This window comes from Micromonospora sp. WMMD980 (genome assembly GCF_029626035.1).
GTDB lineage: Bacteria > Actinomycetota > Actinomycetes > Mycobacteriales > Micromonosporaceae > Micromonospora.
The window spans coordinates 3,254,593-3,266,563 of record NZ_JARUBE010000003.1; the positions used below are offsets into that span (position 1 = coordinate 3,254,593).

Annotated in this window: 11 protein-coding genes; 10 read left to right on the top strand and 1 reads right to left on the bottom strand. The window is 73.8% G+C overall.

Annotated elements, in window-relative coordinates; translation table 11 throughout:
* Window positions 1–32: 32 nt before the first annotated feature.
* The 7 genes from pip (at window position 33) to O7618_RS15245 (ending at window position 8,157) form a co-directional block, all read left to right on the top strand.
* Window positions 33–989 (top strand): prolyl aminopeptidase, encoded by a 957-nt coding sequence (gene pip / locus O7618_RS15215; protein WP_278106756.1) that lies wholly within the window; start codon window positions 33–35, stop codon window positions 987–989.
* A gap of 50 nt (window positions 990–1,039) precedes the next feature.
* Window positions 1,040–1,873: a metallophosphoesterase gene (locus O7618_RS15220; RefSeq protein WP_278106757.1), complete on the top strand. Its 834-nt coding sequence runs from the start codon at window positions 1,040–1,042 to the stop codon at window positions 1,871–1,873.
* Window positions 1,870–2,559, top strand: a complete 690-nt coding sequence (locus O7618_RS15225; RefSeq protein WP_278106758.1) for a 4'-phosphopantetheinyl transferase superfamily protein — start codon at window positions 1,870–1,872, stop codon at window positions 2,557–2,559. Before O7618_RS15220 ends, O7618_RS15225 begins: the two co-directional genes overlap by 4 nt.
* A 46-nt stretch (window positions 2,560–2,605) precedes the next feature.
* Window positions 2,606–4,867: a catalase gene (locus O7618_RS15230; protein WP_278106759.1), complete on the top strand. Its 2,262-nt coding sequence runs from the start codon at window positions 2,606–2,608 to the stop codon at window positions 4,865–4,867.
* Window positions 4,868–5,005: 138 nt separating this feature from the next.
* Entirely contained in the window at window positions 5,006–6,682 is a 1,677-nt protein-coding gene (locus O7618_RS15235) for a discoidin domain-containing protein (protein WP_278106760.1), read from the top strand.
* A gap of 102 nt (window positions 6,683–6,784) precedes the next feature.
* Complete coding sequence (locus O7618_RS15240; protein ID WP_278106761.1) at window positions 6,785–7,393, top strand: glycoside hydrolase family 18 protein; 609 nt, start codon at window positions 6,785–6,787, stop codon at window positions 7,391–7,393.
* A 5-nt stretch (window positions 7,394–7,398) separates the two neighbouring features.
* Window positions 7,399–8,157 (top strand): RICIN domain-containing protein, encoded by a 759-nt coding sequence (locus tag O7618_RS15245; RefSeq protein ID WP_278106762.1) that lies wholly within the window; start codon window positions 7,399–7,401, stop codon window positions 8,155–8,157.
* 49 nt (window positions 8,158–8,206) lie between these two features.
* Here O7618_RS15245 and O7618_RS15250 read toward each other — a convergent pair whose 3' ends face one another.
* Complete coding sequence (locus O7618_RS15250) at window positions 8,207–8,965, bottom strand: peptidylprolyl isomerase (protein ID WP_278106763.1); 759 nt, start codon at window positions 8,963–8,965, stop codon at window positions 8,207–8,209.
* 175 nt (window positions 8,966–9,140) lie between these two features.
* On the opposite strand from O7618_RS15250, the gene O7618_RS15255 reads away from it, so the two are divergent.
* Genes O7618_RS15255 through O7618_RS15265 form a run of 3 tightly spaced genes read left to right on the top strand, consistent with a single transcriptional unit; the run spans window position 9,141 to window position 11,832 of the window.
* Window positions 9,141–10,259, top strand: a complete 1,119-nt coding sequence (locus tag O7618_RS15255; protein WP_278106765.1) for an RNA ligase RtcB family protein — start codon at window positions 9,141–9,143, stop codon at window positions 10,257–10,259.
* Complete coding sequence (gene prfH / locus O7618_RS15260; RefSeq protein ID WP_278106766.1) at window positions 10,256–10,861, top strand: peptide chain release factor H; 606 nt, start codon at window positions 10,256–10,258, stop codon at window positions 10,859–10,861. Before O7618_RS15255 ends, prfH begins: the two co-directional genes overlap by 4 nt.
* Entirely contained in the window at window positions 10,858–11,832 is a 975-nt protein-coding gene (locus tag O7618_RS15265) for an aminoglycoside phosphotransferase (RefSeq protein ID WP_278106768.1), read from the top strand. The genes prfH and O7618_RS15265 overlap by 4 nt, the downstream gene beginning before the upstream one ends.
* The last annotated feature ends 139 nt before the right edge of the window (window positions 11,833–11,971 follow it).

Genomic DNA, 11,971 nt, shown 5'->3' on the forward strand with positions numbered 1-11,971 from the left:
CCGGGCCCGCCGGGCCGGCACAATCGGCGGGCATGACCGGAACCGACCTCCACCCACCCGTCGAGCCCTACGCCACCCATCGCGTCCCGGTCGGTGACGGCCACGTCCTGCACGTGGAGGAGGTGGGGCGGCCGGACGGCGTACCCGTGGTCTTCCTGCACGGCGGGCCCGGCGGTGGCCTGGTGCCGGCGGCGCGGCGGTTCTTCGACCCCCGGCGCTACCGCGCGGTGCTGTTCGACCAGCGCGGCGCCGGGCGCAGCACGCCGTTCGGCGAGGTGCGCGCCAACACCACGTGGCACCTGGTGACCGACCTGGAGACGATCCGGCGGCGCCTGGGCATCGACTCGTGGCTGGTCTTCGGCGGGTCGTGGGGGGTCACGCTCGGCCTGGCCTACGCACAGGCCCACCCGCAGCGGGTCACCGGCCTGGTGCTGCGCGGCGTGCTGCTGCTGCGCCGCGGTGAGCGGGACTGGTTCTACCAGGGCGGCCTGCGCCACCTCCAACCCGAGGAGTGGGACCGGTTCGTCGCCCCGATCCCGCCGGCCGGACGTGACGACGTGCTGGCCGCCTACCACCGGCGGCTGCACGGCCCGGACGCCGACGAGGCGCGCGCCTGCGCGCGGGCCTGGGGCCGCTGGGAGGCGGTGAACTCGTCGCTGCGACCCGACCCGGCGGCGCTCGCCCACTTCACCGCCGACGATCAGGCGCTGCCGATCGCCCGGATCCTGTCGCACTACGCGGTGCACGGCGGCTTCCTCACGGAGGGCCAACTCCTCGACGGCGTGGACCGGATCCGCCACCTGCCCGCCGTGATCGTCAACGGCCGCTACGACCTGTGCTGCCCGCCGGCGTCCGCCTACGACCTGGCCCGCCGGTGGCCGGAGGCGGAGCTGCGGATCGTGCCGGAGGCCGGACACTCGGCGGCCGAGCCGGGCGTCACCCGGGAGTTGCTGCGCGCCGTCGACCGGATCGCCGACCGGATCGGCTGAGCCGTCGGGTGCCCTGGCCTTCCGGGAGCGCCGCTGGCAAGATCGGCCGGGTGACGGGTGCGCTGTACGCGGTCAGTGACCTCCACGTGTCGTACGCGGAGAACCGTGCGGTGGTGGACGGCCTGCGGCCGGAGAGTGCGGACGACTGGCTGATCGTGGCCGGCGACGTCGGCGAGGCGTTCGCCGACATCGAGCGCACGCTGCGGCTGCTGCGCGACAGGTTCGCCCGGGTGGTCTGGGCGCCGGGCAACCACGAGCTGTGGACCCACCCCACCGATCCGGTGACGCTGCGTGGGGTGGCGCGCTACGACGCGCTCGTCGCGATGTGCCGCGAGCTGGGTGTGCTCACCCCGGAGGACGACTACCCGGTGTGGCACGGCGACGGCGGCCCGGTCACCGTGGCACCGCTGTTCCTGCTCTACGACTACACCTTCCGTGCCCCGGGCACGACGACGAAGGAGGAGTCGTTGCGCGCCGCCTACGCGTCCGGCGTGGTGTGCACCGACGAGATGCTGCTGCACCCCGACCCGTACCCGGATCGGGAGTCGTGGTGCCGGGCGCGGCTGGCCGCGACCGCGAGGCGCCTGGACGCGACCGACCCGGCGTTGCCGACGGTGCTGGTCAACCACTGGCCGCTGGTCCGTCAGCCCACCGAGGTGCTCTGGTATCCGGAGTTCGCCCAGTGGTGCGGCACCGAGCACACCGCCGACTGGCACGTCCGGCACCGGGCGGCCGTCGCGGTCTACGGCCACCTGCACATCCCCCGCACCACCCACTACGACGGGGTGCGATTCGAGGAGGTCTCGCTGGGCTACCCGCGCGAATGGGGCCGCCGGGGCGGCGCCCCCCGGCCGATGCGCCGGGTCCTCGGCGGCGCCGCGTGATCGAGACCCTGTTGCCGACGGCGGCGGTGGCCGTCGAGGCGTTCGCCGACGAGCCGGACGAGCCGCCGTACCCCGGTGAGGAGGACCTGCTCACGCGCGCGGCCCCGAGCCGCCGCCGCGAGTTCGTCACCGCCCGGCGCTGCGCGCGCGAGGCGCTGGCCCGGCTCGGGTACGCGCCGGCGCCGATCCGCCCCGGCCCCCGGCGGGAGCCGCTCTGGCCGGCCGGGGTGGTGGGCAGCATCACCCACTGCGACGGTTACCGGGCGGCGGCGGTGGCCCCGGCCACCGCGCTGGCGTCGCTGGGCGTCGACGCCGAGCCGCACGAGCCACTGCCCGACGAGGTGCTCGGCGTCGTCACCACGGCCGGCGAGCCGGCACGGCTGGCCGGGCTGCGTGCCGTCGACGCGGGGGTGCACTGGGAGCGGTTGCTGTTCAGCGCGAAGGAGTCCGTCTACAAGGCGTGGTACCCGTTGACCGGTCGGTGGCTCGGGTTCGAGGAGGCGGAGGTGACGTTCGATCCAGCGGGCCGGTTCACCGCCCGGCTGCTCGTCGACGGGGCACGCAGCGACGGCGGGCCGCCGTTGCGCGCGCTCGACGGTCGCTGGCGGGTGGCCGGTGGGCTGGTGGTGACCGCCGTCGCGGTGCCCAGCGATTCGTCCTTGTTTGCCCGGCCCGACCCAGGGTAGGGGGCTGAGGGCCTGGTCATTTCACCGCAACGGAGGACAGGTCCTGATGGATTCCAGCAAGTCCGCCCAGGTCGTCAAGGGCGCCGTCGAGGCCGCCGTCGAGAAGGTCGGCGAGGCACTGACCCCGGACGTGCCGGGCGCGCCGGGCAGCGCGCCACCATCGCTCGAGGAGCCCACCGCGCCACACGGCCCGCTGCCGCCCAAGGACGAGCAGGGCGCGCCGGACACCCGTACCCCGACCGGCGCCGAGACCGGCGTGCCGCAGATCGCCGAGGGTCAGCAGGGCGCGTACCTCACCACCGCCAACGGTGCGCGGCTGCGCGACACCGACCACTCGCTGAAGGCCGGCCCCCGCGGCCCGGTGCTGCTCCAGGACCACCACCTGCGCGAGAAGATCATGCACTTCGACCACGAGCGCATCCCGGAGCGGGTGGTGCACGCCCGGGGCGCCGGGGCGCACGGCGTCTTCGTCGCGAACGGCGCCGCCGAGAAGGTCACCCGCGCCGGCTTCCTGAAGAGGGGCCGCGAGACGCCGGTCTTCGTCCGGTTCTCCACGGTGCTGGGCTCGCGCGGCTCGGCGGACACGGTCCGCGACACCCGCGGCTTCGCCACCAAGTTCTACACCGACGAGGGCACGTTCGACCTGGTCGGCAACAACATGCCGGTCTTCTTCATCCAGGACGCGATCAAGTTCCCGGACATCATCCACGCCGGCAAGCCACACCCGGACCGGGAGATCCCGCAGGCGCAGAGCGCGCACGACACGTTCTGGGACTTCGTCTCCCTGCACACCGAGGCGCAGCACCACACCATCTGGAACATGTCCGACCGGGGCATCCCGCGGTCCTACCGGACCATGGAGGGCTTCGGCGTGCACACCTTCCGCCTGGTCGACGACGCCGGGGCGACGGTGCTGGTGAAGTTCCACTGGAAGCCGAAGCTCGGGGTGCACTCGCTGGAGTGGGAGGAGGCGCAGCTGATCAACGGCATGGACCCGGACTTCCACCGCCGCGACCTCTACGACGCCATCGAGGCCGGCGCGTACCCGGAGTGGGAGCTGGGTATCCAGGTCTTCCCGGACACGCCGGAGGAGACGTTCGCCGGGATCGACCTGCTCGACCCGACGAAGATCGTGCCGGAGGAGCTGGCGCCGGTGCAGCCGATCGGCACGCTGACGCTCAACCGGACGCCGACCAACTACTTCGCCGAGGTCGAGCAGGTGGCGTTCCACGTCGGGCACCTGCCGCCGGGCATCGACGTCACCAACGACCCGCTGATGCAGGGCCGGCTCTTCTCGTACCTGGACACGCAGCTCACCCGGCTGGGCGGGCCGAACTTCCCGCAGATCCCGATCAACCGGCCGCACGCCGACGTCAACGACATGCTGCGCGACGGTTTCCACCAGCACGCGGTGCACGCCGGGGTGGCGCCGTACCGACCGAACTCGCTCGACGGCGGCAACCCGTTCCCGGCCGGCGACCGGGAGCACGCGTTCGTCGACGTCCCGGTGACGGTGGCCGAGGCGCCGAAGGTGCGGGCCGCGCCGGCCAGCTTCGACGACCACTACAGCCAGGTCCGGCTCTTCTGGGCGAGCATGTCGCCGGTGGAGCGGGAGCACATCGTCCGGGCGTACACGTTCGAGCTGGCCAAGTGCTACCACCAGGAGATCAAGGAGCGGCAGCTCCGGTGCCTGGCCAACATCGACCCGGTGCTCTGCGAGCAGGTCGCCACCGGCCTGGGCCTGCCCGCGCCGCAACCCACCGTGCCGCCGGCCGAGGTGCAGCCCAGCCCGGCGCTGTCCCAGGTCGGCCGGGAGTGGCCGGCCGACGGCCGGGTGGTCGGCGTCGTGGTCGACGCGGACGGCGACCTGGACGACGTGGCGCAGGTCCAGCGGGCGGTGTTCGACGCCGGCATGGTGCCGCTGCTGATCGCCGCGCACGGCGGCACGGTCGGCGGGCTGCCGGTGCAGCGCACGTTCGCCACCGCCCGTTCGGTCGAGTTCGACGCGGTCCTGCTGGCCGGCGCTCCGGCGCCGGCGCCGGACGCGTTGCCGGCGCGGGACGCCAAGGCCGGCGCGCCGGGCTCCCCGACCGTCGACCCGCGGGTGCTGCTGCTGGTCGAGGAGGCGTGGCGGCACGCCAAGGCGATCGGCGCGTGGGGCGGCGGGGCCGAGGTGCTCCAGCGGGCCGGGGTGACCGGCTCGCCGGGCGTGGTCGCCGGCGGCTCCGGCGCCGAGGCGCTCGACGCGGTGCGGCGGCTGATGGCGGCGCACCGGGTCTGGGAGCGGTTCCCGGCCTCGGTCGCCTGAGTTCGTCCGTGTGGGGCGGTCCCGTCCGGGACCGCCCCACTGCTTTTTTCATCGACCTGTCTAACTATTACGATGTCCCGTCGCAGACTGCCATGATGACCGTCAATTTCTTCCTCCTCCCCGAAGGAGCGGTCCCCCATGGCGCCCACCCGCCGAACCTTGATCCGGTCCCTGGTGGCCGGGTCCGCGCTCGCCGCGCTGCCCGACCTCGCGCTCACCCCCGCCCCCGCGACCGCCGCCAGCCCTGCCGGCGACGTGGTCGGCAAGGTCACCGTCGGCTACCAGGGCTGGTTCAGCTGCCCGGGTGACGGCGCCCCGATCGGCGGCTGGTGGCACTGGAGCCGGGACCGGTTCCAGTCCCCCGCACCGGCCAACACCACGATCGTGTCCTGGCCGGACATGCGGGAGTACACCCGCGGCTACCCCACCGCCTACCCGAACCTCGGCGACGGCCGGCCGGCGACGCTCTTCTCCTCCTACGACCAGCAGACCGTGGACACCCACTTCCGCTGGATGCGCGAGTACGGCTGCGACACCGCGGCGTTGCAACGGTTCAACCCGTTCGGCGACGAGGGACCGACCCGCGACGCCATGGCGGCAAAGGTCCGCTCGGCGGCCGAGCGCTTCGACCGCAAGTTCTACGTCATGTACGACGTGACCGGCTGGACGGCGATGCGGACGCAGCTCAAGGAGGACTGGACGACGAGGATGTCGGCGCACACCGCCTCACCGGCGTACGCCCGGCAGAACGGGCGGCCGGTGGTCTGCGTGTGGGGTTTCGGCTTCGCCGACGACGGCCGCCCGTTCGCGCCCGACGCCTGCCTGGACGTGGTGCGCTGGCTCAAGGCCCAGGGCTGCTACGTGATCGGCGGGGTACCGACCTACTGGCGGCAGGGGATCAACGACTCCCGCCCCGGCTTCGGCGAGGTCTACCGGGCGTTCGACATGCTCTCGCCGTGGATGGTGGGGCGCACCGGGACGCTCGACGGGCTGGACTGGTTCCACGCCAACGTCAACGTCCCCGACCTGGCCGACTGCGCGGCCCACGGCATCGACTACCAGCCCTGCGTGATGCCCGGCGACCTCTCCGCCGGCCACCGCCGGCACGGCGACTTCTACTGGCGGCACCTCTACAACATGGTGCGGCTCGGCGCGCAGGGGCTCTACGTGTCGATGTTCGACGAGTTCAACGAGGGCAACCAGATCGCGAAGACCAGCGAGACCGGGGCGTCCACCCCGGCCGGGACCGGGATCCGGGCGCTCGACGAGGACGGCACGGCCTGCTCGGCGGACTACTACCTGCGGCTCACCGCCGACGGTGGCCGGATGCTCAAGGGGCAGTTGGCGCTGACACCGGTGCGGCCCACCCCGCCGGTGGTCGGGGGCGGCCAGCCGCCGACCGGCGACCTGGCGGCCGGGCGGCCGGCGTCGGCGAGCAGCCAGCAGGGCGGACCGTACGGTCCCGGCAACGCGGTCGACGGCGACCGGGGCAGCTACTGGGAGTCGGCCAACGGCGCGTTCCCGCAGTGGTGGCAGGCCGACCTGGGGGCCACCTGGCCGGTGGCGCGCCTGGTGCTCGCGCTGCCGGCCGGGTGGGCGGCCCGGACGCAGACGCTCTCGGCGCAGGGCAGCACCGACGGGGCGACGTTCGGCACGCTCACCGGCCCGGCCGACGTCCGGTTCGACCCGGCCACCGGCAACCAGGCCACGCTCACGTTCCCGGCCACCGGAGTCCGGTACCTGCGCGTGCGGTTCACCGCCAACACCGGCTGGCCCGCCGGACAGCTCGCGACGTTGTCCGCGTACGCCTCGTGACTCATCGAAGTCCATCGTTGACGACTTAGTTAATACTCTTTAATATTTGGTCCACCTCGAGGAAGACCCCCTGTCCGCCCCCGTCCTCCGGGAAGGCCCTCGATGCACAGACCCCACCTCCGGCGACGCCTCGCCGCCGGTGCGCTCGCGCTGTCCACCGCCGTCGCGACGCTCGCCCTCACCCCCTCCGCCGCCGAAGCGGTGGTGCTGCCCAACGGCTTCAAGAGCGTCGGCTACCTGCCGTCCTGGAGCGGCAGCGTCAACAGCATCCAGTACGGCAGGCTCACCCACGTCAACTACGCCTTCGTGCTGCCCAACGGCGACGGCAGCCTGCGGGCCGTGGAGAACCCCGGCAAGCTCTCCTCGCTGGTGTCCCTCGGGCACGCCGCAAACGTCAAGGTCTCCATCGCCATCGGCGGCTGGAACGACGGCGACGACTCGGCGTTCGAGGCGCTCGCCGCCAACTCCGGCGCCCGCGGCGCGTTCGTCAACAACGTGGTCGCCTTCGTCAACCAGTACAACCTGGACGGCGTCGACATCGACTGGGAGTATCCCGACCCGGGCGCGTCGGCCAGCAACTACACGCTGCTGATGCAACAGCTCGGCAGCGCCCTGCACAGCCGGGGCAAACTGCTCACCGCCGCCGTCGTCGCCGAGGGCTACTACGTCAACGGGGTGCCACGGCCGTCTTCGGCGCGGTCGACTGGCTGAACATCATGGCGTACGACGGCGGCAGCCCGCACGCCAACTACGACTGGTCGATCGCCGCCGTCAACGGGTGGAAGGCGCGCGGCCTGCCCGCCGCCAAGGCGGTGCTCGGCGTGCCCTTCTACAGCCGGCCCGGCTACTACACCTACGCCGCGCTGGTCGGCATGGACCCGGCCAACGCCAACCGGGACTGCACCACGGCCGGCGGCGCCCAGCAGTGCTACAACGGCGTCCCGACGGTCAAGCGCAAGACGCAGTGGGCGATGGCCAACGCGGGCGGGATGATGAACTGGGAACTGTCCCAGGACACCACCGGCGCGACCTCGCTGGTCACCGCGATCTACGACACCGTCACCGGTGGCAGCACCCCGCCGCCGTCCGGACGCACCGGCCCGATCACCGGCATCGCCGGCAAGTGCGTCGACGTCGCCGCCGCCGGCACCGCGAACGGCACGGCGGTGCAACTCTACGGCTGCAACGGCACCGCCGCGCAGAGCTGGACCGTGGCCGGCGACGGCACGCTGCGGGCGCTGGGCAAGTGCCTCGACGTGACGAGCGCGGGCACCGCGAACGGCACGAAGATCCAGCTCTGGGACTGCAACGGCACCGGCGCCCAGGTCTGGCAGGCCCAGGGCAACGGGACGCTGCGCAACCCGGTGTCGAACCGGTGCCTGGACGCCACCGACAACAGCTCCGCCGACGGCACCCGACTCCAGATCTGGGACTGCTTCGGCGGCGCCAACCAGGTCTGGCGACTGCCGGCCTGACACCGGCTCGACGGGACGGCCGGGTGCGTCGTCCCGCCGAGCGGTCGGGTCAGCGGCCCCGCTTGGCCCGGCAGATCTGCACCGGGTGGGCCGGCGCGCCGTCGACCGGCGCCGGATCCTCCGGCGTGGCGGCGATCCCGCCGGCCGCGATCCGGTCCAGCGTGGCCAGCCCGGCCGCGTCCACCCGGCCGAAGACGGTGTAGTTGGGACGCAGCGCCGAGTCGCGCTGGACCAGGAAGAACTGGCTGCCGTTGGTGTCCGGCCCGGCGTTCGCCATGGCCAGCGTGCCCCGGGCGTAGAGGCGGCGGACACCGGTCGGGTCGGTCGGCGCGGGCGGCAGGTCGGTGGGCAGCTCGTCGCGGTACCGGTAACCCGGGCCACCCTCGCCGGTGCCCGACGGGTCACCGCACTGCAGCACCGTCAGCGTCGGATACGCGGTGAGCCGGTGACAGGGCGTCCGGTCGTAGAACCGGTGCCGGGTCAGGTGCAGGAAGCTCTGCACCGTGCACGGCGCCTGCTCGCGGTCCAGGATCAGCCCGATCGGCCCCTGGTTGGTGCGCAGCGTGACCCGTACCGTCCCCCGGTCCGGCGTGCGGCGCGGGTCCGGCGGCAGCGGCACCGGCCGGGCCGCCGGCTCGTCCGGCGTCGGCGTGTACGCGCACGGCCCCTTGGTCGGCGCGGGGTCGGCGGCCGGTGCCGCGGTCGCGGCGACGGCGGAGCCGGCGACCAGCGCGGCGGCGACCACCGTCACCCCGGCGAGACGGGCCAGCAGCGGCAAGGCGGCGTGCGGTCGGGTTTCGCTCGACACGTGGGTCCTCCCTGGACTCGTGGTACCAGAACGACCGGAGTCTATGGAGCCGATGAGTCGGTGTCGACGGAAAGTCGGTTGCCGGGCGTGGCGGGGTCCGGGAGGGTGTCGGTCATGACGTTCTGACGGACCGCACCCCGCCGCTTCCCGCACCCCTGCAAAGAAACGAGCGTCCGTGCCCGCCTCCGTCTCCGTCTTCTCCTCCCCCGGCAGCTGGATCGAGTCCGCCGCGCTCGACCAGTGCCACCAGATCGCCGCCCTCGACGGCATGACGCACGTCGCCGCCATGCCGGACCTGCACCCCGGCAAGGGCGCGCCGATCGGCGCCGCCATGGCGTCGACAGTTCTCTATCCATTCCTGGTCGGCTCCGACATCGGCTGCGGCATCGCGGTGTTCCCGATCGCGCTGCGCCGGGCCGTGCCGGAGCGGCTCGCCGCCCGGTTCCCCGACCTGGACCGGGCCCTGCACCCCGACCGGGACGCCGACGACCCGGCCTGGTCGGTGCTGACCGGCGACGTGCCGGCCGGGCACCTCGACGGCCTCGGCACGGTCGGGCGCGGCAACCACTTCGTCGAGCTGGCCCGGGTCGGCGCGATCGAGGCACCGGAACACGCCGGCCGGCTCGGGCTGGCCGCCGGCGACCTGGTGCTGGTGGTGCACTCCGGGTCGCGCGGGCTCGGCGAGCGGATCCTGCGCGAGCACACCGAGGCGCACGGCGCCGGCCCCGCGCCCGACCCGGCCGCCTACCTGGCCCGGCACGACGACGCGGTGCGCTGGGGCTCGCTCAACCGGCGGCTGCTGGCCGCCCGGGTGGCCCACGCGCTCGGCGCCGAGCCCACCGAGCCGGTCGTCGACCAGTGCCACAACCTGGTCGAGGTCCGCGACGGGCACTACCTGCATCGCAAGGGCACCGCCCCGGGCGACGGCCGGGACGTGCTGGTCGCCGGCACCCGGGGCACACCGTCCCACCTGGTGGCCGCGCACGCCGGCGCGGCGGCGAACCACTCGGTCGCGCACGGCGCCGGCCGGAAGATGTCCCGCGCCGACGCGCTGCGCCGGGGCAAGGCCAAGCACACCGTCGAGGAGCTGCGCCGCACCCCGCTCGGGTCGCTGGTGGTGTGCGGCGACCGCCAACTGCTGTTCGAGGAGGCGCCCACCGCCTACAAGCGCATCGAGCAGGTGGTCGGGGACCTGGTCGCGCACGACCTGGCCACCCCGGTCACCACCACGGTGCCGCTGGTCACCTACAAGACGCCGGACGTCGCGGCGGGCCGCCGGCGGGGGCGACGATGACGGACCTGTTCCTGACCGCCGGGTGCGGGCCGCAGGAGTGCGCCTGGGCGCTGGGCCGGCTGCTGCCGCGCCTGGAGGCCGACGCCGCCCGTCGCGGCCTGCGCGCCGTTCGGGTCGAGACGGTGCCCGGCGAACGTCCGGGCACCTACCGGTCGGCGCTCGTCCGGATCACCGGTACGGGCGCGGAGGAGTTCGCCGGCGGCTGGACCGGCACGCTCTGCTGGCAGGCGGCCAGCCCCTACCGGCCGGGCCACGGGCGGAAGAACTGGTACGTCACCGCCCGGCCGCACCGGACCGACGTGGTGGACACCCCGTTCCACGAGGCCGACGTCGAGATGGTGCCGTGCCGCACCGGCGGGCCGGGCGGTCAGCACCGGAACAAGGCCAGCACCGCCGTCCGAGCCACCCACCGTCCGCCCGGCCTGACCGTGGTGGTGGACACCGAACGGCACCTGCACCTCAACCGCCGGATCGCCGTCGACCTGCTGCGCCGGCGGGTCGCCGAGGGCGACGAGGCGGCCCGACGCGCCGGCACGACGGCGCGCTGGCGGATTCACGACGAGCTGGTCCGCGGCGACCCGGTCCGGGTGGAACGGCCGTGACGCGTACGTTCCTGCGGCCGGACGACGTCCGCGACCTGGTGCGCGACCGGCTCGGCACGGACCGGCGGGTCACCACGCTGGACCGACTGACCGGCGGCACCAGCAAGGGCGTCTACCGGATCACGCTCGACGACGGCACGACGGTGATCCTCTACGTCTGGTCGGCGGAGGAGAACTACTGGCCGGCGTCGGCGACGGTCCCGGACGATCCGTTCACCGAGGCGTCGGGCGCGGATGTGTTCGCCACCAACCACGCCGCGCTCACCGCCGCCGGGGTACGCGTGCCGCACCTGATCGCCCGCGAGCCCGCCGGCCGCCACCTGGACGCCGACGTCGCGCTGGTGGAGGACGCCGGCGGGGTGACGCTGGAGGCGTTGCTGACCCGCGACCCCGAGCGGGCGGCCGAGCCGCTGGCCCGGCTCGGGGACGCGCTACGGCGGATGCACACCACGGTCGGCGGGCGTTACGGCCGGCTCGCCGACGTCGCCCGGGGCACCACACCGGCCCGGCCCGCCGAGGACGTGGTCCTGGACCGCGCGCTCGGGCACCTCGCCGCCGCGGCGGCCCGGGACCCCCGACCGGCCGCCGCGCGGGACCGGATCGCCGTCCACCTGCGCGGGCTGCGCGATCGGGTGTCGCCGCGCCGGGCGTACGCGCTGGTGCACGGCGAACTGGGCCCGGACCACGTCCTCGTCACCCCGGCCGGTGAGCCGGTGATGATCGACTTCGAGGGCCTGACCTGGTTCGACGTCGAGTGGGAGCACGTCTGGCTCCGGCTGCGCTTCGGCGACGACTACCCGGCGCTGCGTCCGGTCCCGCTCGACGCCGACCGGCTGGAGTTCTACCGGTACGCCCAGGTGCTGTCGTTGATCGAGGGTCCACTGCGGATCGCCGGGACCGACTTCCCGGACCGGCGGTGGATGCTCGACCTGGCCGAGCGGAACATCGCCGAGGCGCTCGCCGTGCTCTGAGTCGCTCCGACGCTCACGCCCGGCGACTTGGATGTCACGGTGCCGTCTCATTTCGCAACAATGAACGCCCGATGAACGGTTCGCCAATTGACGGCCGGGCGGCCCGGTCATCGAATGTCGACGTGGCGCGCCGTGCCGA